The 24,075-nt window shown below is 55.0% G+C and carries 12 protein-coding genes; 5 read left to right on the top strand and 7 right to left on the bottom strand.

Annotated features, from left to right (window positions below; genetic code table 11):
* The first annotated feature begins 1,104 nt into the window (after nt 1–1,104).
* Nucleotides 1,105–2,970 carry a molecular chaperone HtpG gene (gene htpG, locus FRY97_RS03765; RefSeq protein WP_147166094.1) on the top strand — a complete coding sequence of 622 codons (1,866 nt, stop codon included), beginning with the start codon at nt 1,105–1,107 and terminating at the stop codon, nt 2,968–2,970.
* Nucleotides 2,971–3,753: 783 nt separating this feature from the next.
* Here the strand turns inward: htpG and FRY97_RS03755 are convergent.
* The 3 genes from FRY97_RS03755 to FRY97_RS03745 form a co-directional block, all read right to left on the bottom strand.
* Nucleotides 3,754–6,693, bottom strand: a complete 2,940-nt coding sequence (locus FRY97_RS03755) for a CHAT domain-containing tetratricopeptide repeat protein (protein ID WP_147166092.1) — start codon at nt 6,691–6,693, stop codon at nt 3,754–3,756.
* Nucleotides 6,694–6,959: 266 nt separating this feature from the next.
* Entirely contained in the window at nt 6,960–7,868 is a 909-nt protein-coding gene (locus FRY97_RS03750) for a nucleotidyltransferase family protein (protein ID WP_147166091.1), read from the bottom strand.
* Between the two features lie 219 nt (nt 7,869–8,087).
* Nucleotides 8,088–8,759 (bottom strand): hypothetical protein, encoded by a 672-nt coding sequence (locus tag FRY97_RS03745; protein WP_147166090.1) that lies wholly within the window; start codon nt 8,757–8,759, stop codon nt 8,088–8,090.
* Nucleotides 8,760–9,661: 902 nt separating this feature from the next.
* On the opposite strand from FRY97_RS03745, the gene FRY97_RS03740 reads away from it, so the two are divergent.
* On the top strand, nt 9,662–10,309 hold the full coding sequence (locus FRY97_RS03740; protein ID WP_147166089.1) for an alpha/beta hydrolase: 648 nt from the start codon (nt 9,662–9,664) through the stop codon (nt 10,307–10,309).
* Nucleotides 10,310–10,361: 52 nt separating this feature from the next.
* On the opposite strand, the gene FRY97_RS03735 is transcribed toward FRY97_RS03740, so the two are convergent.
* Complete coding sequence (locus FRY97_RS03735) at nt 10,362–12,113, bottom strand: BamA/TamA family outer membrane protein (protein ID WP_147166088.1); 1,752 nt, start codon at nt 12,111–12,113, stop codon at nt 10,362–10,364.
* Between the two features lie 226 nt (nt 12,114–12,339).
* On the opposite strand from FRY97_RS03735, the gene FRY97_RS03730 reads away from it, so the two are divergent.
* Nucleotides 12,340–13,971, top strand: a complete 1,632-nt coding sequence (locus FRY97_RS03730) for a S41 family peptidase (protein WP_147166087.1) — start codon at nt 12,340–12,342, stop codon at nt 13,969–13,971.
* Between the two features lie 78 nt (nt 13,972–14,049).
* Here the strand turns inward: FRY97_RS03730 and clpB are convergent, their stop codons facing one another.
* Nucleotides 14,050–16,656 carry an ATP-dependent chaperone ClpB gene (gene clpB, locus FRY97_RS03725; RefSeq protein WP_147166086.1) on the bottom strand — a complete coding sequence of 869 codons (2,607 nt, stop codon included), beginning with the start codon at nt 16,654–16,656 and terminating at the stop codon, nt 14,050–14,052.
* Nucleotides 16,657–16,847: 191 nt separating this feature from the next.
* On the opposite strand from clpB, the gene FRY97_RS23100 reads away from it, so the two are divergent.
* Complete coding sequence (locus FRY97_RS23100; RefSeq protein WP_147166085.1) at nt 16,848–22,028, top strand: PKD domain-containing protein; 5,181 nt, start codon at nt 16,848–16,850, stop codon at nt 22,026–22,028.
* Between the two features lie 25 nt (nt 22,029–22,053).
* Here FRY97_RS23100 and FRY97_RS03715 read toward each other — a convergent pair whose 3' ends face one another.
* Both FRY97_RS03715 and FRY97_RS03710 read right to left on the bottom strand, forming a co-directional pair.
* Nucleotides 22,054–22,554 (bottom strand): DUF1761 domain-containing protein, encoded by a 501-nt coding sequence (locus tag FRY97_RS03715; protein ID WP_147166084.1) that lies wholly within the window; start codon nt 22,552–22,554, stop codon nt 22,054–22,056.
* 390 nt (nt 22,555–22,944) lie between these two features.
* On the bottom strand, nt 22,945–23,496 hold the full coding sequence (locus FRY97_RS03710) for a fasciclin domain-containing protein (protein ID WP_147166083.1): 552 nt from the start codon (nt 23,494–23,496) through the stop codon (nt 22,945–22,947).
* A gap of 197 nt (nt 23,497–23,693) precedes the next feature.
* On the opposite strand from FRY97_RS03710, the gene FRY97_RS03705 reads away from it, so the two are divergent.
* On the top strand, nt 23,694–24,050 hold the full coding sequence (locus FRY97_RS03705; RefSeq protein WP_147166082.1) for a nuclear transport factor 2 family protein: 357 nt from the start codon (nt 23,694–23,696) through the stop codon (nt 24,048–24,050).
* Nucleotides 24,051–24,075 lie beyond the last annotated feature (25 nt).

The raw sequence follows: 24,075 nt of genomic DNA, 5'->3' as shown, positions 1-24,075 counted from the left end.
GGCTCTAGCCTGGCATTGGCCTAGCGCTGCGAAGGGGCGGCAGGCCTGATAAGGCCGAGCGAAGAGCGAGCCCCGTAGCATAGCGGCACCTGCCCTCACGGCAGGGGCAGGCCCCAAAAAAAACGACAATCTGGTTTGCGCCCAGGGCTTTTGACTGATCTGCACACATCAGATCAGAAAGCAATCAGGTATTTTGCTGCAGGAGATGCCCTGAATGCAGGGCTGGCCCAAGCCTGAACAAGCACTATTTGGCTGTTGCCCAAGCAAATCCCCCCCAGAGATCAATCTTTACAACGGTGCACGGGCGGCGGCAGTGCCTAGTACCTCAAACCAGAGCGGAAAGCGTTAGACGGAAAGTAGGGCGATAGCCCCAAAAGGGCAAGGCAGGGCAAAAAAAAGAAAGGACAGAGGATCCCCCCCATCCAATCTTTATGATGAGGACTGGCCCTAACCCCCCAGAAAGAGCCAGCCTCACTTCTTGAGTGCGCACAAGATGCGCATCATAATAACTTGAAAGGTCCTATTGCGCGAGCAACGGGCCAACTACCCCCCAGTACTGACCGCGCTGCTCACAACAATAGACCTTTACCGGGGCAGGGCCCCAGCATCGGCTTTTATCCAAAACCCGCTGCAACATTAGCAGAAAGTTTTGTTGTTGAGCCACAGCTACGCCCATACAGGCGCGGCTGCGTCAAAGAATGTCATTTGAAGTTGGTGTGTAGATAGAGAACACCCATTATCAGGTGTCTTTGCCTTTTGGTAAGCTCTTTTGGAAATTCAGATTCAACTTGAAAGTTGCAAATCTGCTGCAATCTAGGACATTCCTGAAAAAAGGTCAAGGATTATGCCTGCAGATTCTTGAAAATCTCCTCCAAGTAGGGTTACAACGCGCTACACACTATGCTTCTGCCGGGTTCATTTACCCAGCGTTTGTTATTTAAAAGGCAGCATACCGTTGCCCTTTATAGTTGTTTTTAGCCTCTTGTCCTTCCTTATACGGCAGCTTTGCTGGCGAGGTTACGTCAAATTGTCAGTTTTTTTTCAGCTGGCACACACTTTGCAGGCTTCAGGCTGTAAATGCTTCACAACCAAAAAATAAAGACTATGCATAAGGGCAGCATTTCCGTACAGACGGAGAATATTTTCCCGATCATTAAGAAGTTTCTTTACTCTGACCACGAAATATTCCTGCGCGAGCTGGTCTCCAATGCCGTCGATGCTACCACTAAGCTGAAGACCCTTTCCGGCAAAGGGCTAATCAAAGGCGATATTGGGGAGACGGCCATTGAAATCCTCCTTGATGAAGAGGCCAAAACACTGACCATCCGCGACAGGGGCATTGGCATGACAGCTGATGAAGTGGAAAAGTACCTGAACCAGGTCGCTTTTTCCAGCGCAACGGAGTTTGTTGAGAAATACAAAGACGATGCCTCTATCATTGGGCACTTCGGGCTTGGATTTTACTCAGCCTTTATGGTAGCTTCCAAGGTAGAAGTACGCACCCTTTCCTACCAAGATGGCGCCAAAGGCGTGACTTGGGCCTGCGAAGGCAACCCAGAATATACGCTGGAAGATAACGACAAAGACTTCAGAGGCACCGATGTCATCCTCCACATCAACGAGGAGAGCAAAGAGTTCTTGGGAAACAGCCGTATTGAACAGCTGCTCGATAAATATTGCAAATTCCTGCCCGTGCCCATCCAATTCGGCACCCGTACAGAGACCATCACAGAAGGAGAGGGCGATGAGGCTACCGAGAAGGAAATCGAGGTAGACAATATCATCAACAACCCGGACCCGGCTTGGCGCAAAGCCCCCGCAGACCTCACCGATGAGGATTACAAAGCGTTCTACAATGAGCTCTACCCTTTCAGCACGCCCCCGCTGTTTTGGATCCACCTCAACATTGACTACCCCTTCAACCTCACGGGCATTTTGTACTTCCCAAAGCTGGGCAACTCTTTTGAAGTCCAGAAAAACAAGATACAGCTCTACAGCAATCAGGTTTATGTAACCGATGATGTAAAAGAGATTGTGCCAGAATTCCTGACCCTCCTCCACGGGGTCATCGACTCGCCCGACATCCCGCTGAACGTTTCCCGAAGCTATCTGCAAAGCGATGGCAACGTCAAGAAAATCACAGGCTATATCACCAAAAAAGTAGCCGACAAGCTGGCCGAGCTCTACAAAAAGGACGAGGAAGGCTTCATCAGCAAATGGGACGACTTGGGCGTTTTTGTCAAGTACGGTATGATCTCGGACGATAAATTCTACGACCGGTCTGTCAAGTTTGCCCTTGTTAAGAACATAGACGGCAAATACTTCCCTATTGAGCAGTACAAAGAAGAAGTAAAGGCACAGCAAACCGACAAGTACGACAAAGTGGTGATGCTGTATACGCATGCTCCGGAGCAGCACGATAGCTTTATCGCAGCCGCCAAAGCGAAAGGGTACGACATCTTGGTGCTAGACCATGTCATCGACAACCACTTCATGCAGCACATGGAGCACAAGCTGGGAGGCATCACTTTTGTACGGGTAGACTCTGACACCGTGGACAATCTCGTGCAAAAAGACGAGCAGGCAGAGTCTGTCCTCAGTGAAGAGCAGCAGGAATCGGTGAAAGGGCTCTTTGAGGCCATAGTGACCTCAACTGGCAGCACGGTTATGCTCAAGCCGCTTTCTCCCGAAGACCAGCCGGTGACCATCACCCGCCCGGAGTTTATGCGCCGTATGAAGGAGATGCAGGGCTTACAGGGAATGAGCTTCGGAGACTTCCCCGATAGCGTGAATGTAGTCGTGAACACCAACCACCCACTAGTGGCCAACAAACTGGTAGAGGAGCCCGATGCAGACAAACAAAAGGAAGTGGCAGACTATCTGTACAAACTGGCAATGCTCAATCAGCAGATGCTGAAAGGGGCTGAGCTTACTGCCTTTATCAACAAAAGCCTCAATTTCCTCAAGTAGGCGGGCAGGGCTGTTTTGCTACTGCTTTGCTCTGGCAGCCCCGCTTGTTAAAGCCAACAGGTGGGGCTGCTTAATTGGAAAAATGCCCTTTCTAGCTAAGCGTGTGCGGGCGCAAACCAGATTGCCGTTTTTTTGGAGCCTGCCCCTGCCGCAAGGATGGGGGCCTGCCCCTGCCCGATGGCAGGTGCCGCTATGCTCCGGGGCTCGCTGTCCGCTCGGCCCCTCGCCCTGCAGGCGTCGGGTCTGGCCTTCGGCCACCCCTTCGCAGCGCTAGGCCAATGCCAGGCTAGTGCCTTAAGTCATAAATCTCTGATACTTAAGTTGAAATTATTTTCCGGCTAATCAAGGCGAAGGTCCGCGACTTTAGCCCGAGCTAAAGGAGCGGTTCTTTAACGAAGAGTAGGCGGAAAATAACGAAACTTGGGGTGGCAAGGATTTATGACTTGAGGCACTAGAGCCCCAAAACCATAAAACCCTGCGGCACTTTGGCCTACGCCCGAGCGTGTTTGGAGCAGACGCCGCCAAAATTTGCCTGCCCGCTGTGCAAGACCTTGACAGACAAGAGCGCAAGTTGGCCTTGCATGGCATTAAATTGGATAAGAACGGGCCCCCAACAAGCTTTTGTATGGGTTTGTGCTGCATCCTATTCCGTACTTACGCCATAGGCAAGCCCCCTCGCCCCACTTTTTCTAACCAACGGCCCCACTATCAGTGACAGGGGCACCTCTAAAGCCAAGAGCCCCTGCCCCGGCACTAAAACGCACTTACGCTTAAGACAAGCCACTATCGTATAGGCGACATATCCCCCATAGGAAGGAAGCCAGCCCAAAAGAAAGGGTGAGCCGCCATACCTTGCCCGCGGGCTTCCTCCAAATAGCTTAACGTGGCAGCGTGCAGCGCCTCGTCTTTACCGGCCCCAGCCCATAAACGCTCATAAAAACCTGCTGTAATTTCCGCACTTGCCCCCTCGTCCACCTGCCATAAGGTAGTGATGATGCTCTGTGCCCCAGCGTATGCGAAAGCCCGGGCCAAGCTGATCATGCCTTCGCCCAGTATCAGCCGGCCTCGCCCGGTCTCGCATGCCGACAGGAAAACCAGCCTGGCTTTCAGCGGAAGCGGGTAAATGTCCCGGGCGTACAAGCGGGCGGGCTCCCCTGCAAAGAGCAGGCAAGAAAAATCCCCAGACTCGTTATCGGCCAGCCCATGAGTGGAAAAGTGCAATATAGGGAAGCCCGGAGCCTGATCTAGGATGGCCCGCACCGTCGCTCGGCCCCCTTCTATAGCCTTCACCGGCCAGTTTTCACGTATGGCATCCAGCTCCAGCCTGCTTTGCGCCAGATATCCCCATGGCCCCACTGCTGTAGCCGGGTCACTGAAGGGGGCAACCGCCAGCACCTCTAGCGGCAGCGCTTCCATATCTTTTTCGCTCATGGTATGCAGCAAAGTCGCAGAGTAGGCATAACTGATGCAGTGCTGCTGAACGAGATAATCGTAAGCCCGCATGAGGCCTACCCTAGGTGGCGGCTGTTGCAACAAAGCGCCAAATGGCACATTATGCAGAGCCCCGCCCGGCACAATCGTTACCTTTTTACCTACCTGCTCAGCTATCGGAGCCCAAAGCCGCTCGTAAAGGGCTTGGGCCGAACGGGTATACGCCTCAAGGGCAGCTACCTCCCGGCTCATGTTGCGGGCGGATTCTGGCAACGTATAATAGCCGTAGATGCCTGCTTCTACCATTTCCAGTACCTGCTCTTCTAGCCCATCCCGCTCCAGCACTTCTGCTGAAACGCTGCCCGGCTGTACCAAGAACAGATAAATAGCGGAATCTCCAACTACATATTCCACAAGGGACTCCCCGGGCTCCAACCTAGATTGCACCTCATCTAAGCTGGGCACAGACAGCTCAAAGCGGGCTTTGAAAAAATCAGGGTAACGGCTGGACAAGCCGTCTTTCAACTGCTTGTACGCCATAGCCGCCTGCAAGTGGGCTGCTTTCAATTGTTGTACAGCAGCAGCCGTAGGAGGGATCCCGCTCTCCGCCTGATTACGGATTTGGCTTTCCAGAAAAGCCAGTTCCTGAGCCAGCTCCTCTTCCTTCCTGACAAGGCTATCCGGTATGCCCGCATAACTCAGGGTGTTCGCTTCGCGCAATGCCTGATAAAGGACCATAGCTTTGCTGCGCTCGGCTCTTTCAAAAGCCAGAGGCGTATTGCCCGACCGCACTGCAGCGCCCACTGCGTAGCTGTAGAAGCGCTGCGCGCGCTCCCGGAGTGCCAACTGATCTTGCTGGTAAGATGCGGAGAGCGCCATTTGCTCATAAGCCAGCAGGGCTTCTTCGATGGCAGCCTGCCACCGGGGCCCACCGGCATTGGCCAATACACGGGCATAGCGGTCCAACACTTCACAAAGCCTGGGCATATCTAGCGCCTGGCCCAATGATTCTGGGCCTTGGTACTGCAGGCATTTTTTGGCCTGCTCCAGGTACTCCAGCTTTTGGGAAGTGCTGCTGACGGTCTCTGATAAATGCCCGTAAAGGTCTGCCACCGTAGGATGGAAAGGGCTGGCCTGCTCCAATTGCTGCTTCAGGGCACGTTGAAGCACCGCTTTAGCTTCGCCCTTTCGGCCTTCTTTGAGCTCTACCATGCCCAGGTGCATCAGGAAAAGATTGTACTGCGGGTGGCTGGGCTGTGCGCCTGACAAGGCTTGGCCGAGATAGGCGCGGGCATTCTCATAATCCCCCATGCTGTAAAAGGCTGCACCTATATTGAAGAGGGTGACCGCTAGTTCGGGGTCGCCGGGAGGATACAGCAGTTGCTCAGCCGCGTAAGCTTTTTCAAAAAAGGCAACAGCCTCCTCATAAGCCTTCCTGCGCTCAGCGATCACGCCCAGATTGGTGTATACATAGCCCTTATAATCAGCAATGCCCGGGAGGCTGGTCAGCTGTTCTGCTTTGGCTAAGTACGCCTCTGCTTCAGAGAGCTGATACTGGTACAGGTGGGCCAGCCCGAGGTTGACGTAAGCCGCAAAAACTTCAAAAGCCGAATCCCCCAAAGTGCGCGCACGTATCTCTAGGGTCTGCTCCTGCTCTTCGACCGCCTGCCGGTACCGGCCAGTATAGGTAAACACCAAGCCCCGGTTGTTGTGCAAATTGGCACGGGCAGCCCCTTGGTAGCTGCCGAAAAGCTGTTCTGCCTCCGCGAAAGCGGAAAGGGCAGCATCGTACGCTCCCTGCTGCATATGTACCTGCCCAAGGTTGGTGTAGATCTGCGCCCAGCGCAGTTCTGCGCCTGCCCCCGGACGGTAATGCCCCACTGCATCTTTCAAAAGGGGCAAAGCCTCGGCCCAAGCGCCTCTGTAAATGGCCTCAATGCCCAGCATAGAAGAAATCAGCCCCTTAGCGTACCAGCCGCATTCCGGCTGCAGGGCTTTAGCCTCTTCCAACAATGGGGCGGCACTGACCGACCGGCTATAAAGATGGGCAGTCCCCACCAAAACGAGGGCCCGCGCGTATAAATCTGGATAAGCGGGATGTCCAGGCCCTGTTTCCTCCATGATGGCCTCCCCGATCGCAACCGCTTGCGCAATGCGGCGGTTCTCCAGTTCTGCGATGCCTTTCTTCAGGCAATCCTCCGGGGGTTCACTGCAGGGGCTGCGCTGTGCAGCAGCTTTTGGGGAAAAGCTCAGGGCTAAAAAAAGTAGCAGCAGGTGGCAATAGTTGTGCATAGTGTCTTGTGTTATACGAGCGCTTGTTTGGATAATGATATAGCATCTCGAAGGGTTACCCTTTAAAGACTCAAGTTACATGGTTAAAATTATGCACAGCCGTGAAAATATTTTTCTGCGATACAAGGGTACTTTTTGGCGCGCAGGCACACTAACAAGGTATACGAGGATAATCGTAACGCTTTTTGCCGGGGCTGCCCCCTTTTAGGGAGCACCCCGGTTTTTAGTAGGCTTGATGCGTTGGGCCAGCGTAGTGTAAGCCCCTCTTATTGCGCAGGGCCAAATAGCTGCTCTGGGTAATGCCCGGCCTCGGTAAGGCTTTGGAAAGCAGCCTGCACCATCGGCTTGTCCTCCTGATAAGTAACCCCGTACCACCGCTCGGCATTGGGGATGACCGAAAGCTCGATATCCCCACGGTTGATGAGGTCATTGACCACTAGGGGGATATAAAACTCTGCCTTCGGGCTGTCAGCATGATCTGCTACAAACTGTACGAACCGCTTGCGGGTTTCCTCAAATATATTGGGATGGAAGCCCCAAAAGTTCATAGAGACCAGTGCATCAGGCTGCAAGTGGTGGCGGCTGCCATCCTCCTCGTAAGTGATCCCCTCGGGGGAGCGGGTGATTTTGTGCCGTTCTACCACATCGGTGAGGTGCCCTTCACTACTCACCTCACAGACGCCCCGGTTGACGTGCCCAGCATCAGAAAGCGTTTTATCCAGTTGATAACCAATCATGCTGTAATGGCTTGGCGTACAGTCGTTCTTTAAGAATTCAGCCATAGACTTGAAACTGGAAATACCGTAGTAGTCATCGGCATTGATGACCGCAAAAGGCTCCTGTATTTTGTCGTGGGCCACGAGTACGGCGTGGGCAGTGCCCCAGGGCTTTTCCCTTTCTGGCAGCTCAGCAATGCCCGTTACCGGCGTATTAATGGCTTGAAAAGCATAGTCGATTGCTATCTGTCCAGCAAACTGATTGCCGAAGCGCTCCCGGAAAGCCCCTTCAATGTCTTTGCGGATGACAAAAACGACCTTTCCGAAACCGGCACGTATGGCATCATAAATGGAATATTCGATGATGACCTCTCCGTTCGGGCCCAGCCCATCAAGCTGCTTGAGCCCACCGTAACGGCTGCCCATACCGGCCGCCAAGATTAAAAGCGTTGGTTTCATGGTGGATTTTTGCCCAAAGGTACAATTTTAGCCTAAGAGCTTGCTCGGAACGGTTGCGCCACGAAAATCAAGAATTTGAGCCCGGCTGCTGTGCCAGCATGCCCGGCAGCGTACTAGCGAAGCCCCTACATTTGGGTTTAGCAGGTTAAATGAAGAAGGCGTGAAGAAGCCATGCTCTGCGCTTATGCTGGCCCAAACCTCATGTTTGCCGGCTGCCCTCTAGGCACCTTTTGCAGCTCTTGCCCGCCTGACGAAGGCCTCTACCTTTTGGCTTACCCGCCAGCGGTGGATCAGCAAGCCGCCGATGAGGGATAGGCAGCCTAATGCAAAAACCCCATTGCGCGACAGCTCTACATCTTTTGCATAAACCTCGTAAAAAGGGCGGACCAGCAGTACCTCGAACGCAATGACCAGGGCGGCGACCAAGAAAGCCGCTATGCTCAGGGCTTTTGCATGCTGTACAAACCGGGGCTCTTTCCGGCGCAGGCACTTCTTCAGAAATGCTGCCGCGTCTGTATGGAAAGGATTGATCCGGACCAGCTCCTTTAGGGTATGATCGCAGGCGTCGTACTGCAAGCACCGGTAATGGGAAGCCGCCTTCCGGAAAAGCAGCCGTTCAAGAACATCTTCGCCCTTGTACAAGCGGACGTTCTGAGCAATGACTTCCCCTATGGCCACCTCCACCATCAGAAGGTGTTTTTGGTGGTAGCCTACTTCAAACAAGCCATTGACATAAGCCATCAACAGCTCGAAGTACTCCTCAAAATCAAGGCCGCGTATCTGGCCTTCCTGCCCTTCATAAAAATGGATGATACGCCGGTGGTTGGACTCCTCAATTTCCTTGAAGTCTCTGAAAATACGGGAATGGTATGTCGGTTGGATTGGCGGCATCCGGCAGTTATCCTTCTTTAGGCGGGCTGAAGAGCGCAGCGTGCCGGGCTGGCAGCTACCTCGGAACTCGCGGTTTGTAAGTACAGTAAGTATAATCCGCCACAGACAAAATTGTTTACATCAACCGCCTATGAAGATATGCTTTGTGCAGGGCCGGCCGCGGCTTTAGAGCACTTCCCCCTATACCGAGGCCCAAACTGATTGCCGTACAAAAACTTTGCGGGGAAGGGCTCACCTGCTACTGACGGGCCAAAGAAGGCGGAGCACCCTTGCTGAATCACGCCCAATAGGCAGTAGATAGCAAATGTAAGGCCCCAACAAAAAGACCGCCGGAGTACAACCTGCCTTCAACCGGTGATTCTTCAATGCCGAAAGTCTAGCGAAAAAGCCCCATCTTAGAAATTTAAAGTCAAGAATACACTGCCTCGGCAGGCACTGCTTGCAGCGGCAGCATAAATGCAGAAAGCCCAGTTTAGCGCTCGTTCCTATTCCAAATAAACCGGCCTAGCGCTGCGGAGGGGTGTGACAGCCCGATAGGGCCGAGCGGACAGCGAGCCCCGGAGCATAGCGGCGCCTGCCCTCAGGCAGGGGCAGGCCCCTAAAAAAACGACTATCTGGCTTGCGCCCTGTAGACTAAGGTGTGAACGCAGGCTGTAGCCGAGCCTAGTGGTCTGTCAAGGCTAAAACTAGGGGTTGCCTGCGGCGACTTTTGAGGCTACTCTTCGTTGGACAACCCCTTACGTAGCGCTGCTATGCGCGGGAACATCCGCCTTGATTAGCCTCAAAATTCGCTCCCACTCAACCCATAAATTAACACTTGACAGACCACTAGCGGGCAAAATCCACTATGCTGTGTATGCTGGCCCGTTGTACACAATTTGGAAACAAACACATTGGAACCAATGAAAATAAGCCTCTTAATAGTAGGGATAGTTTTCTGCTCGACAGGCGCTGGGTGTGAAGCTGGCCAGGACGGCCGATTTGTTTTCTTTCTTCACAACCGATTTTTAGAAACGCATGAATTAGAGGAGCACCATCCTGCATTCGGGCGAACCGAATACAAGGAGATTTTGTGGGAATTTGAAAAAAGTGGGTTTTGGGTGATCAGTGAAAAAAGAAATGGGAATGTAAATGTGCGCGATTATGCTCAGGGGGTAGTCAATCAGATCGACAGCTTGATCTCCACAGGAGTGGCCCCAAGTAAAATAACGGTTATAGGCACATCAAAGGGGGGGTATATCGCTCAATACGTTTCAACATTGGCCAATAATCCTGAGTTGAATTTTGTGTTTATTGCCAGTTTTCAGGATGATGACATCCAAAATATCCCCGAAATCAACTATTGTGGAAATATCTTGAATATTTATGAGCGGTCTGACCCTTATGGCGTTTCCGCTCTTAAAAGAAAAGAGGAATCAGCTTGTAAGATTGAGCACTTCAAAGAGGTTGAGCTAAATACAGAGATGGGGCACGGATTTTTGTTCAAACCGTTGAAAGCATGGATTGGGCCCACCATAAGATGGGCGAATGGGGATTATGGGCTGAAATGAGCAACTGCCAACGGCAAAAACAGGGGTGGAAAGCCTGCGCAGCCACAGCACCTCAATTGAACCGGCTGACATAGCCAAAGTGGACTTTCGGCGCGCTGAAGTCGATCGGGTTGCCCAACTGCCGGCCATAGGCCAGGCTAAGCCCGAACAAGCCCACGCCCGTTTCAAAGGTAAGCCCCGCCCCAAAGCCATAGGGCCAGTCTGTAATTTGCCGTACAGGCGTGGCGTCGTCCACCCATGCCATATCACCAAAAAGGTAGAGGAAGGAGTTTTGCCCGATGAGCAGGCGGTATTCGAGCGTGCCCAGGCCGTAGCGGGTAGCAAAGATGGACTCCTCATCAAACCCGCGCAGTATCCTGTTGCCGCCAATACGGAACTGCTCATTGAAGTAGACTGGGCTGGGCGAGAGGATAGCGCCCCCCCTCAGCCCTGCCTTCAACGTACTGCGGGCAAATAAGGGCAGGTACCCCTCCAGGTTGGCGCTGAGCTTGTATTGGAAGGTGCGCAGCTCAAGGGTATCGTACAAAGACTCAAACCCCAGCTCCACCACCCGGTTGTTGCGGCTGATGCGGCGGGTGCCCGCCCCTGCCCGGAGCTGTGCCAGCCATCCTTTGCGGGGGTTGAAGCGGTAGTCGAGCTGCTGCATGGCATATTCCAGCCCAAAGTAGGCATTGCGCACATCCAGATTTTCGGGCAATTGCCCTGTGGCTTCCAGCCGGGCTTCGTTTACCGTTAGCAGGGTAGAAGAACGGTTGTTCCAGAATGCTTTCAGGTAGTTGCCCCCTTCTAGAAGGTATTGCAGCCCGAGGTCAGACTCGAGGTCGAGGTAGGAGGTGTCCCGTTTGTAGAGCTGGAAACTGAGGTCGGTGCCAAAGGGCAGCCCCAAGAGGTAAGGGTAGGTGAACTCGAGCTCAAGCTCTTGTGTCTCTGGGCGCAGTTGTTCGAAAGCCGCATAGATGCGCTCGCCTTTGCCGAATTGGTTTTGCAGCTCCCCGTTGAAGGTGCCGGTGATGAGCACGCTCCGTCCATTGGCTTGCTGCCCGTTGGCATTTTGTGGCAGCACCCCCAAGACAAAGTCGAAACGGCTGGCCCGCTTCTTGCGCAGCTCCAACCGTATGCTCGCCTCTTGCCCGACAATGGTAACGGTGGGGTCGGCGCGCAAGTCGATGAAGGGCAGCTCTTGTATGCGGTTGCGGATGCGCAAGATCTGAGCCTTGTCATAAGGAGCGCCCGGGCTCAGCCCAAGGTAGCGCTGCAAAAAAGCCTGGCTGATTTTGGCATCGCCTTCCAACTGTATTTTCTTGATCAGCACGAGTGGGCCACGGGCGGCAAAGAGCTGTGCCGAGACCTGCCCGTTTGTAATGCGGATGCTATCGAGCCAGACGCGGGCAAAAGGGAAGCCGTTGTCCTCGGCGTATTTCAGTAGCGCATCCTGCAAGCTTTGCACCTCCGCTATTCGGAAAGGGCGCCCCCGGTAGAGCTTTTCGCGGAAGCCAGCAGCAGAAAGCATGGCCTCCGGGATATTGCCATTGGAGAGCTCTGCCAATTCATAAGCCGGGCCAAGGTGTAGTATTGTGGCCAGGGTACTGTCGGCCCAAAATTGTTGGCCTGCCCCAGCTTCCAGATAGCCCTCGAGCCGCAGGGAGTCGACCCAGGCTATGACCTGAGCCTCCCCTGCTGCACGGGAGCTGGCCTGATGGTACAGCAGCCGTCGGCCTTCCGTATCGACCGCTTCCACGGCCACTTGCCCGCGGGCAGTGGAGCAGAGCAGCAGCAGTAGGAAAATGGCAGTTTTCTTAAACATTTATTAAAGTTAGAGGGGAGGATAACAAAATTGGCTTCATTTTTGCTTTTTGTTTTGTGCCCTCCCTTTCTTTGTTTTCCCTGGATGTGGGCAAAGTACCATTTAGGCGCGCCAAAGGCATCTTTTACATACAAAGTGGTGTCCTTTAAGATAGAAACGGCTATTTGCTGCGTTATTGCATGGAAAGCACGGGGCAACCCAAAAAGATAGAAAAAGAGCTTGAGCTATGAGGAAAATTTTTAAAATAGCCCTGATCGCAGGGGTAGTAGTCATCGGGATGTCGGCGTCGATGTCGCCCCGGAACAAGTATTTTGAAATCCTAAAGAACCTGGAAATCTTCTCCAACCTCTACAAAGAGATCAATACCTATTATGTAGATGATGTGGACCCCGGGCAGCTGATGCGCACGGGGATAGACGCAATGATGGGGTCTCTTGACCCCTTTACCAACTACATTTCAGAGAACGAAATTGAGCGCTACCGCTTTATGACAGAAGGGCGCTACAACGGTATTGGTGCCATCAGCGAGCAGATCGATGGCTTTGTGACCATCACGGAGCTGTACGAAGGGCAGGCAGCCGATCAGGCGGGGCTTAGGCCAGGCGATAAAATCCTTGCCGTGGACGGTAAGGATGCAGTGGGCAAGACCCCCGAGGAGATCAACAGTGTGCTGAGGGGGTTCCCCGGTACAGAGGTAGCCCTTACCATTAGCCGCCCTGGGCAGGACAGTGAGTTTGATGTTTCCCTGCTGCGTACCGAAGTACAGGTGCCCAATGTGCCTTACTCCGGCATGATCAGCGAGGGCATAGGCTATATCGCCCTGACTACCTTCACCCGGGAAGCTGGGAAAAACGTAGGAGAGGCTCTGCAGCAGCTCAAAGCTGAAAACCCTAACCTCAAGGGGCTGGTGTTCGACCTGCGCGGCAACGGCGGCGGCTTGCTTTCCGAAGCCGTCAATGTCTCTAATGTGTTCATCCCACGTGGAGAGCTCGTAGTGACGACAAAGGGGAAAGTGCGCGAATGGGACCGCAGCTTCAACACCATGGGAGCCCCTATAGATGAGGAAATCCCTTTGGTGGTGCTCATCAACAAAAATTCAGCTTCGGCCTCTGAAATCGTGAGCGGCGTCATGCAGGATTACGACCGTGGCGTGCTGATCGGGCAGCGGAGCTACGGCAAGGGCTTGGTGCAGAATACCCGCGAGATTGGCTACAATTCGAAGGTCAAACTGACTACTGCCAAGTACTACATCCCAAGCGGGCGCTGCATCCAAAGCGTAGAGTACGAAGACGGGGAGCCTGTAGATATCGCCGATGATAAGCGTACGCCCTTCAAAACCCGCAACGGGCGTAGGGTACTCGATGGGGGGGGCGTAAAGCCGGATATCGTGATCGATTTGTTTACGGATGAAGCGATTGTGAACAGCCTGCTGGAGCAGCACCTTATCTTCGACTTTGTGACCGACTACTGCCTAGGCCTCGATAGCATAGGCGCTGTGGAGGGGTATCAGTTCGAGGAATTCGGCCGTTTTGTATCCTTCCTTGAGGAGCAGGCTTTCGAATATGATACGGAAAGCGAAAAGCTGCTGAAAAAATTCCAGGATGCTGCCGCGCGTGAAGGCTATGAGCTGGGCGATCATTTGGCCGAGCTGCAGGCCGAAATCAACAAAAGCCAACAGAGCATACTGGAGCGCAACCGGGAAACCATCGAGGACCTGATTGAAAAGGAGATTGCAAGCCGTTTTTACTATCAGCGGGGCAAGATACAGATGGGGCTGCGCAACGATCAGGAAATTGCGGAGGCTATTGCGCTGTTAGGCGATACGAGCCGCTACCGGAGCGTATTGGCTGGGCAATAGCCGAGCTTGCCTTCCGGCATACCAAAACGGGCTACAGCACTGTTGCTGTAGCCCGTTTTGGTGTTTAAGGGGATGCGGTCAGGGCTGCTTGCCAAACTTCAGCTGCCCCTCCTCTGCGTCCACTACGATGGTATCGCCAGCGGCATAATCATCGGACAAGATCTGCTTGGACAGTTCATTGATGATGGACTTCTGGAGCACCCTTTTCATGGGCCGTGCCCCAAACTGCGGGTCGTACCCCATTTCGGCCAGCAAGTCTTCTGCGGCTTCGGTGAGGAGGAGGCTCAGCCCTTGTTCAGCCAGCATATTGCGGACCTTACGGAGCAGCAGCCCCAATATCTCCTTGATTTCCTCCCGAGTCAAGGGCAGGAACATGATGCGCTCGTCAATGCGGTTAAGGAATTCGGGGCGGAGGTTCTCCTCCAAGAGCTCGAAGACTTCTTCTTTGGTAGCGTCGAGCACTTCCGGCTGTTTATCCTCTGGCAGCTCTACAAGGTCTTCAAAATTTTCCAAGATCACCTCCGCGCCCATATTGGAAGTCATAATGATGATGGTATTGCGGAAGTTGGCGATGCGCCCCTTGTTGTCGGTAAGGCGGCCATCGTCGAGCACTTGCAGCAGGATATTGAAAGTATCTGGATGAGCCTTTTCAATCTCATCAAGGAGCACGATAGAATAAGGCCGGCGGCGGACGGCTTCCGTCAGTTGGCCTCCTTCGTCATAGCCCACATAGCCCGGAGGGGCGCCTACCAGCCGGGAGACGGCGTGGCGCTCCTGATACTCGCTCATATCGATGCGGGTAATGGCTTTTTCGTCATTGAAGAGGACTTCTGCCAAGGCTTTGGCTAGCTCTGTTTTGCCCACGCCAGTGGGGCCCAGGAAAATAAAAGACCCAATGGGGCGGTCGGCATCCTGCAGGCCTGCCCGGCTGCGGCGCACAGCATCCGCTACTGCCCGCACGGCTTCGTCCTGCCCGATAAGGCGTTGGTGGAGCTCATCCTCCAAGCGCAGGAGCTTATCTTTTTCGCTCTGCAGCATCTTGGTGACAGGGATGCCCGTCCAGCGGGAAACGATATCGGCTATGTCATCGCCGGTCACCTGATCATTGGTGAACCGTTTTTCAGCGGAGAGGGCATTGAGCTGTTCCTCGGCTGCCTTGAGCTTAGCTTCTTCCTCCTGCAGCTGCCCGTACCGGATTTTAGCCACGAGCTCAAAGTCACTGTTGCGCTCTGCCCTAGCAGCTTCGGTTTCCAGCTCTTCAATGGTCTTGCGGATGTGCTGAATGGTGTCCACAATCTCCTTTTCGTTCTTCCAGCTGGCCCGGATGGCATCCCGCTTTTCCCGGGCATTGGCGATCTGCTCGTTGATCAGGCCCACTTTGGCATCGTTGCCCTCCCTTTTCAGCGCTTCCCGCTCAATTTCCAATTGCCGCACCCGGCGGTCCCATTCGTCTACCAGTTCCGGCACAGAATCGAGCTCAAGGCGCAGCTTGGCCGCTGCCTCGTCGATGAGGTCAATGGCTTTATCCGGCAGATGGCGGTCAGCGATGTAGCGGTGGGAGAGCTCTGCCGCTGCAATGAGGGCGCTGTCGAGGATTTCTATTTTGTGGTACACTTCATACCGCTCTTGCAGCCCCCGCAATATGGATATGGTATCTTCCACGCTGGGCTCTTCGATCAGTACGGTCTGGAAGCGGCGCACCAAGGCTTTATCTTTTTCGAAATACTTCTGGTATTCATCTAGGGTCGTGGCCCCAATAGTGCGGAGCTCCCCTCTGGCCAGGGCGGGCTTTAGGATGTTGGCAGCGTCCATCGCCCCATTGCCTCCACCTGCGCCGATCAGGGTGTGTATTTCGTCTACGAAAAGGATGACCTCCCCATTAGAGCCGGCGACTTCTTTGATGACCGCCTTGAGCCGCTCTTCGAACTCCCCTTTGTATTTGGCTCCGGCAATCAGCGCAGCGATGTCCAAGGCAAGGATTTTTTTCTCCCTCAGGTTCTCGGGGACATCCCCCTGTACGATGCGCCAAGCGATGCCTTCCACTATAGCGGTTTTGCCAACCCCTGCTTCTCCAATGACGATAGGGTTGTTCTTTTTGCGCCGGCTGAGGATGTGTAGTACCCGCCGGATTTCCTCGTCCCTTCCGATGATGGGGTCAAGCTGCCCGTTCTCCGCCCGCTCGTTGAGGTTGATGGCAAACTTTTGCAAAGCCTGGTAAGCCCCATCCGCACTTTGGTCCGTGACCTTTCTGCCCTTGCGCAGTTCGGCTATGGCTGTGCGGAGCCCTTCTTCTGTTGCGCCCAGCTGTTGCAGGAGCTGGGCGGTTTTATCATCACCTAAAGCGATGCCTAGGAGCATAAGCTCAATGGAAATGTACTCATCCCCAAATTCAGCAAGCAGGTTTTTGGCAGTGCTCAGTGCTTTGTTGGCACTTTTGGTCAGGTATTGCTTTTCTGCGCCCTGCACTTTGGGGATGCTCCGGATGTCCTTTTCCAGCCCCTGCCGAAGTGCGGTCAGGCTAACGTTGCACTGCCCAAGGAGGAAGGTGGCAACATCTTCTTCTACTTCGAGTATGCCCCGGATGAGGTGCGCGGTGTCTACTTGTTGCTGGTTGAGGGTGCCGGCCATCTGTTGGGCTTTCTGGATGGCTTCCTGGGATTTTGTGGTGAAATTGTCGTAAGTCATGCAGCCGTTTTGTTTTCGGTTCTCAAAATAAGCCCGCTAGAGCAAATGGGCAACTTTGAACAGACGAATGCCTTCTAGCCTACGGCCAGTGCGCAGCCTTGCTTTGGGCACGAGCCGTAAAGAGAGCACTCGCTCTACTTTCGCTTGTTATCTTTGTGGCGCGCTACCTGCGCCGACCCAAACCAGCTATTATGCACAAGATCAAACACAGCGGCCTGCTCTTTTTAGCCGTATGCACTGTACTGCATGCACAAGCACAATATTCTTGGGATTGCCATGCCAGCTATTGCCCGGGGGAGGTGGTTTCCCTCTCGGCGGAGGAAGGGCTGTGCCCGCCCTTCAATTGGCAGGCTTTAGCAGGGGCTATTGTGATCAATGGAGGCGGCCCGCAAGATGATTATGCAGAGGTAGAGCTGTCCGGCAGCCCTGAGGCAGGCGTTCAGCTCATAGCTACCGAATGCGGGACAGGAGAGGAAGTTGTTCAGTCTGGCAGCTTCAATGTGCTCCAAGGCTACTTGTTTGAAGGAGCAGCCACTCCGGTCACGTCATGCCCGGGCACCTCAGCTGTATATGGACTGAGTATCGTCGCACCTGGCGTAGGCGTGGAGTGGTCAGCGAGCAGTGGAGGGGCACTCTCGCCTGCATCCTCAGCGGAAGGTGAGATCAGGGTGAGCTGGGCAGATACAGCATCTGGGCTGCAATGGCTGGCTGCTGAGGCTGCGCATTTCTCTGGCGGCTGCAGCCTGTCAGATACGCTTTGGTTCAGTTTACCGCCCCGCTTGTCTTTGGCGGGCCCAAGTCAGGGCTGCACTGGGGAGGCCGCCGTGTTTGAAGCAAACCAGGCAGCCGTATGGGAAGTACGAACAGCCACCGGAGAGATCGTGCTCTCTGGCAGCGGAGAAGTGTTCACCCTGCCGGGTACGCTGCCTTCGGGGCATTATCAGGTCGGGGCTGAAGCAGCGGGCGGCGAAGGGCTCTGCAGCCCGCCCCAGGTACTTGATTTTGTACTGCACCCCAATGGCAGCGGGCTATTGGGCATTGCTGGCGACAGCGTGATATGCCCCGGGCCGCACTACCTGTATCAAGCTTTGCTGGCAGATACCGCCTTGGCTGTTTATTGGGAAGTGGCCGATGGGCAGGATACATTCTACCGTTCCGGCCGGCGTTTATTGCATGCCTTTGGCCCAGAGCCGCCCTATCAGGTGAGGGCTTTGGTAAAGGGAGGGGCTGTATGCGCAGGTGCTCAGCACAGCTTGGGGGTGTCGCCTTTGCCTGTGCTTCAGCTTCAGGGGCCAGCCAATGCCTGCAACCGGCAGATCGTGGCTTATGAGGTAGCAGATGGCGGCAATACGGCCTGCAATTGGCAGGTGGAGCCGGCCGAGGCTGCCACTATCCTCAGTGGGCAGGGCACGGCTTCTGTCATCTTGCAATGGCATCATATCGGCTTCGCAACGCTACAGGTAGAGCGGTGTGGCCAGGAGGCCGCCCTGCAGGTGGCTGTCAACCCCTTGCCAGTACCTGCTGTTGTGCCGCCCCCTGCCGTTTGCCCCGGCGAGCAAACCACTGTTTCAACCGCTTTACCTTACGATGGCTACACTTGGTCGGATATGGGCGGGGCTGTTTTGTCCACAGGGTTTGCCCCCTCCCTCCCGGCGGGCGCTTATCAGGTGGCTGTCACCGATTTCAACGGCTGTGCCGCAGACACCACTTTCCGCATAGCGGAGTTGCCAGTTCCGTTGGCAGCTATTTCTGCGGAGGTGCCCGATACCTTTTGCCAGTCCCCCATTCAGGTGCCGCTTTGGGCCCCCTCTGCTGAGCCCGGCTATACTTATACCTGGCTGTTCGACGGTCAGCCTATCAGCGGGGCTTCTGGCCCGTCCATTGTAGCCACTTCCCCCGGGGGATATCAGGTGATGCTCGCCAATGGAGCAGGCTGCAATGCGCAATCTGACCTTATAAGCATTGTTGGTGAATGCTTCACCCCCACCCCACCTTGTCGGGGTGAAGCAGCCCTTGTGACACCCTATGGCAGCTGCTCGGTGCGGCACTACGAGGTGGAGCCCAATGGCGATTACGTAGCAGGCAGTGGGCAATGGCTGATAGAAGGGCCTGGGGGCACCACACTTTTTTCCGGTTTGGGAGCCGAACGAGCATACCCTGCGCCCGGTTTCGCCCAAGTGGCTTTCACAGGGCAGTTTTTGTCTGGGGCAGATACCTTTGCCTGCCGCCTCTCGCTGGTAGATACCGTATGGCTTAAGCCGGACTTTGTGTCAGACACAGTTTGTGCAGGAGCTCCAACAGCCCTTAGGCAGCGGGTACAGTGGCTGGGCGAAGAGGCTTCAGCATCCCTGACATGGTCTACCGGGGATGGAGGCATCTTTACAGAAACAGGCCAACTCAGCCATACCTATCCGGAGCAGGGGGAATACTTGGCGAGCTTGTCTGTGCAGCACCCTTCTGGATGCCGGGATACTGTTGTGCAAGCGGTCAGGGTAGCCGGAGGGGATAGCTTATCCTTCGAAGTGCCGGAAGCCCGTTGCACGGGCGGGCTGTCGCAGTTTCAGGCCAACGGAGAAGAGGGCACCCGTTTTTTCTGGGATTTTGGCAGCCCGGGCGGCGGGGTTAGCCACTTTGATAGGGGCAGTGTGGTTTTCCATCAGTTTGGCGACCCCGGTACCTATACAGTGGCTTTATCGGGGCGGAACCGCCTAGGTTGCCTCTCGTTTTTTGCTCAAGACGTGAACGTGCAGCCCAACACCTTGTCCGGGCAGATTACCTATTCAGACACCCTGGGCTGCTACGGAGATACGCTACAGCTGATGGCCCCGCCGGGCGGTGAGCAGGCCTTCTGGGCTTTGGGCTTGCCCGGCGATACCCTACAGGTTACAGAGACAGGGCTGTACCAGGTGACGGTTGCCGATGAGGCGGGTTGTCAGTACACGCCCCCTATCGTGCCGGTGGTATTGGGGCAAGCTTTGCGCGGGCCAGTACAAGGCTTTCTCAAAGGGGAGGATGGACAGTGGCTCCCGCCTGTTGCCGATAGCCTGTCCGTCTGCTATGGCCAGCCCTTTGAGCTGCGCGGGCCGGTAGGCGCAGGTTGGGCGTACGAATGGGCAGACGGCGCTGCCGGCCCTGTCCGGACATTTGGAGCCACAGATTTGGCACCCGGCTGGCATACATTCAGCCTTCAGGTGAGCGATAGCCTTGGGCAATGCCTTCAGGAGGAGCAAATACAAGTACGGGTATGGCCTGCGCCTGAGGTCACCGTAGCGGCCAATCAGCCAGAGCCTCTTTGTGCCTTGAGCGGGGTGCAGCTCGACATCGTAGGCCCCAACCCTGCATGGTCTTACGAATGGGCCCTCCCCGGAATAGGCACCACGTCGGTTGCCGCAGCCACTCCTGGCATCTATCAGGTTACGGTAACGGATGAGAGAGGCTGCCAAAGCGTATCTGTGCCAATAGCCGTACGAGCCAGGCCGCCTGTCCTCTCCTTGCCATCTGGCTGTTATGGGGGGTGCGCACCTGACACGTTCGCTATCTCCCCCATTAGCGGGCTTGCCTCCTATCAGTGGCTGCAAAATGGCTTGCCAATGGGGGCTGCCACCCCCCTGCCTGTGCCGCTGATTGCGGAGCAAAGTGGACAGTACAGCCTAGAGGTCACCGATACATCGGGCTGCAGCAATCAGTCCGCTCCGCTCTATCTAAATCTGGCCCCCGCTCAGGGGGCAGTGCTGGGCCAAGTCTTTTTGGATATAAACAACAATGGCATAGCAGATGCCGCGGATACGGTGCTGGCAGACGTGCCCCTCGTCCACCTGCCCGGGGGCACAGCGTACTCGGCTGCCGATGGCAGCTACCAGATTGGCGGGCTGCCAGAAGGGCCCCTGTCTATACAAATAGATACACTCGCCCTGCCCGAGGGCATCTCTGCTGCGGTGGTACAGATAGACACCATACTAGCCGGCTGTGCGGACAGCCTTGCCCTCAACTGGCTGCTCCAACTGGACTGCATGCCCGATACCTTGCATACTGCCCTGAGCGGTTGCTCGCCTTTCATGTTTGAGGGAGCAGCCTATACTGCGGATACTGTTTTGACGAGCGTATATGGGGCCCTGCCTGGCTGTGACACGCTACAACTGATCCATATTACCGTGGCGGAGCCAAGCGCTTTTGTGCTCGAACAGCCGGTATGCGCCAACGATAGCCTTACCTTTATGGGGCAAGTATTATCCCCCGGGGATACCGCCGTTTTTACTCTGACGAACGCAGCAGGCTGCGATTCCCTGCTCACGATAATCGCTGCCCCGGTAGCGCTGCCCCAAGGCTCGCTGACGTTGCAAGCCTGCGAAGGGGATAGTGTAGCTTATGGCTCCCAATGGTTTCAGGCTGGTGCCGATACGGTTTTGGCACTGCCTTCCCCAGCGGGCTGCGATTCCTTGGTCGAATTGAAAGTAGAGGCTTTGCCCGTTACCTTTGGGAGCCTGTCCATCACTGCCTGCAGGGGAGAGACCCCCTCTTTCGGGGGCGTGCCAGTGCCATTGGGCGAAAGCCGGGAGTTCATCCTAGCCAATGCAGCAGGCTGCGATTCCCTGCTCACGGTGTCCGCAGCGTTGGCATCCGATTGGTCTGTGGAAGAGGACTGGGTAAGCCCAGCCTGTCCAGGACAGCCGGATGGGGATTGGGGCATAACCTTGGCTGGCAGCCCTGAACCGCCATTGTCGTATGAGCTAAATGGCACTGAAATCCCACCTTCAGATACCCTGAGCGGTTTATTTGCAGGCGAATACCTGTTGGTGGTCATGGATGGTACAGGGTGCCGCGACAGCCTTTGGGGGCAAGTGCCCGAGGAGCCGGAGCTCAATGCCCATTTGTCCCTAGATCCGGATACTTGCGGCACAGCGCTGGCGAGCTTACAGGTAGGCCGCTACGCGGGCCCGGGGTTTGCGGTAGCCTGGAGTACAGGGGATACGTCTTTGGCCATACGGCTATCAGAGCCCGGCCTATACCGTGCATCGGTGACGGATGCCTGCCAAGAGGAGCACTTCAATGCAGTGTGGGATGGACAGGCGCCCGCTTCCGCTGCAGCAGTGTACCTGCCCAACGCATTTTCGCCAAATAGCGATGGGGCCAATGATGCGTTTGGCGCGCTTTCCCCCCCAAGCCTGAGGTGGTCCACTTTCGAGCTTCAAGTCTATGACCGTTGGGGAGGGCTGGTTTTTCAGGCTAGCCAGCCAGATAGACCATGGGACGGCCACTACCGAGGGCAGCCGCTCCCCGGAGGGGCCTACCTTTACACGCTAAAGGGGGTATTGGAAGTTTGCGGGCAGCCACGGGCGGTATCCCGGCAGGGCGAGGTAGTCTTGGTGCGCTAAACACCGCCCGGGCTGTGCCCGATGGTCATTGCCAGGCAGAGATGATCCCGCCCATCAGCGCGAGCGTCAGCGTCCAATAACCAGCATGAATGCCGATATAGGCCCACCCTTTTCGCTCAAAAAGCGAGACAATGCCTATAATGGGCAGGGCAAAGGTAATGCCGGTGAGGGTGCCGTGGAGCGCGCCATGCTTAAACGTACGGTAGTTGTCGCCAAACTGCGACATAAAGTCTTCTAAATAAACCATAGTCGCCGAGCCAGCCTCCCCAAAACCCGGCTCGCTCATTAGGGCAGAAAACACGTGCGCCTGATGGATGACCAAAAAGTTGATGGTCAGGGAAGCAAAAAAGCCTAAGACATAGGTCAGCCCAAAAATGACGGCCATATTGCCAGATTGGACCTGAGCTTCCGTAACCCCGCTAGCCCGCATCCATGCTGCGCCAAACACTTTGGGGTGGTACCAGATTGCACCGGCTACCAAAGGGACAAGTGCGCTTGCCGCTAATGCCATTACGTTGATTTCCATGATGTTTGATGTTTGTTTAGACCTTCAATTTAGGGAAATCGATGCAATAATCGCGACAATTTTCCTGCGTACTCAGACGACGATCGAGGAACCGCTGTATGAGGCTGCAAATCAGGGCTGCGCCCTTTTGAATAGGCACAAGCGAGATGGCAGTTTTGGGGCCTCCCCCTGCCTGACGGCAAGGGGCGCTATGCTGCGGGGCTCGCTATCCGCTCGGCCCTATCGGGCTTCCCACCCCTTCGCAGCGCTAGGCCGGTCCCCGGCTAAATGCTAAAAACATGCATGCCCCTCTGCCGAATGGCAAAAACCTGAGGGCCGGCCTTGGCACACCAAAGCGGGCAGCACGGCTTTGCCCGTACTGCCCGCCCAGCCTTCTAAAACGCTTTTGACTTACTTGGGAAGGACTACAGCGTCGATGGTGTGGATGACGCCATTAGACTGATTGACATCATAGGTGATGATATTGGCCGTATTGCCGTTTTCATCTTGCAGCACCACATTCATAGGGCCATTCATCATGGCGGTCAGGGAGCCGCCGGCTACCGTAGTGAGCTTGGCCATTCCGCCTTTGCTCTTTTTGATGAGCGCAATGATGTCGGCAGCGCTGTAGCGGCCTGCTACCACGTGGTAGGTCAGCACACCTTGAAGGGCGGCCTTGTTTTCTGGCTTCAGCAGCGTTGCTACCGTTCCTTCAGGCAGATTTTCGAAAGCATCATTGGTAGGGGCGAACACGGTGAAGGGGCCCTCAGACTGCAGTGTGCTGACGAGCTCAGCCGCTTTGACCGCTGCCACAAGGGTAGTGTGGTCCTTGGAGTTGATGGCATTCTCAACGATGTTTTTGCTAGGGTACATCGCCTCTCCTCCTACCATTACGGTCTTTTGGGCGTACGTTAATGAGGTGCACAGCAGTGCCAGGGCGAAAAAGAACATTTTCGTCTTCATGTTGAATTGGTTTGGTTGATTTTTGATGATATACGGAGCTGGCAGAAGATTAGATTTTTATTCCGCTGTTTTCTTGAAAATATTTTCACCCCAGCTTTGAGGTTTGGGCCGGCCTGAGATAAAAACAGGCCCACCGCAAACATAAAGCCCCTTCCCGTGTTTGAATATCGAAGTTTAAACATCAAAAATCAGCCATTATGACTTACAAAGAAAAAGCACAGGACATTTACAACTTGCTCGGCCAAGGCAAGCTCATGGATGCATTTGAAAAATACTATGCTGAAGGGGTGATCATGGAAGAGCCCACCGGCAAGCGTGTGGGCAAAGCTGCCTGCCGGGAGTACGAGGAGCAGTTCCTCAACAAGGTACAGGAGTTCCACGACCTACAGGTACACAGCCTGACCTCTGATGAGGAGAATGGCATCACCACAGTAGAGAACATGATGGAGGTGACCTTCAAAGATGGCAACCGCGTACAAATGGAGCAGGTAGCCGTACAGAAATGGGAAGGCGATCAGATTGTACACGAGCGTTTCTATTATAACGCAGGCTAGCCTATCATCAATTAGGCGCAAGCCT

The organism is Phaeodactylibacter luteus (assembly GCF_007993045.1).
In the GTDB taxonomy this organism is placed as follows: domain Bacteria; phylum Bacteroidota; class Bacteroidia; order Chitinophagales; family Saprospiraceae; genus Phaeodactylibacter; species Phaeodactylibacter luteus.
The sequence above is the reverse complement of the archived record's forward strand: the minus strand, read 5'-3'. Positions and strand labels throughout refer to the sequence as shown.

Excerpts from the sequence above, each read along its gene's own strand:
- htpG (WP_147166094.1), top strand. The coding sequence starts at position 1,105 with ATGCATAAGGGCAGCATTTCCGTACAGACGGAGAATATTTTCCCGATC.
- FRY97_RS03755 (WP_147166092.1), bottom strand. The coding sequence starts at position 6,693 with ATGCACAACTATTGCCACCTGCTGCTACTTTTTTTAGCCCTGAGCTTT.
- FRY97_RS03750 (WP_147166091.1), bottom strand. The coding sequence starts at position 7,868 with ATGAAACCAACGCTTTTAATCTTGGCGGCCGGTATGGGCAGCCGTTAC.
- FRY97_RS03745 (WP_147166090.1), bottom strand. The coding sequence starts at position 8,759 with ATGCCGCCAATCCAACCGACATACCATTCCCGTATTTTCAGAGACTTC.
- FRY97_RS03740 (WP_147166089.1), top strand. The coding sequence starts at position 9,662 with ATGAAAATAAGCCTCTTAATAGTAGGGATAGTTTTCTGCTCGACAGGC.
- FRY97_RS03735 (WP_147166088.1), bottom strand. The coding sequence starts at position 12,113 with ATGTTTAAGAAAACTGCCATTTTCCTACTGCTGCTGCTCTGCTCCACT.
- FRY97_RS03730 (WP_147166087.1), top strand. The coding sequence starts at position 12,340 with ATGAGGAAAATTTTTAAAATAGCCCTGATCGCAGGGGTAGTAGTCATC.
- clpB (WP_147166086.1), bottom strand. The coding sequence starts at position 16,656 with ATGACTTACGACAATTTCACCACAAAATCCCAGGAAGCCATCCAGAAA.
- FRY97_RS23100 (WP_147166085.1), top strand. The coding sequence starts at position 16,848 with ATGCACAAGATCAAACACAGCGGCCTGCTCTTTTTAGCCGTATGCACT.
- FRY97_RS03715 (WP_147166084.1), bottom strand. The coding sequence starts at position 22,554 with ATGGAAATCAACGTAATGGCATTAGCGGCAAGCGCACTTGTCCCTTTG.
- FRY97_RS03710 (WP_147166083.1), bottom strand. The coding sequence starts at position 23,496 with ATGAAGACGAAAATGTTCTTTTTCGCCCTGGCACTGCTGTGCACCTCA.
- FRY97_RS03705 (WP_147166082.1), top strand. The coding sequence starts at position 23,694 with ATGACTTACAAAGAAAAAGCACAGGACATTTACAACTTGCTCGGCCAA.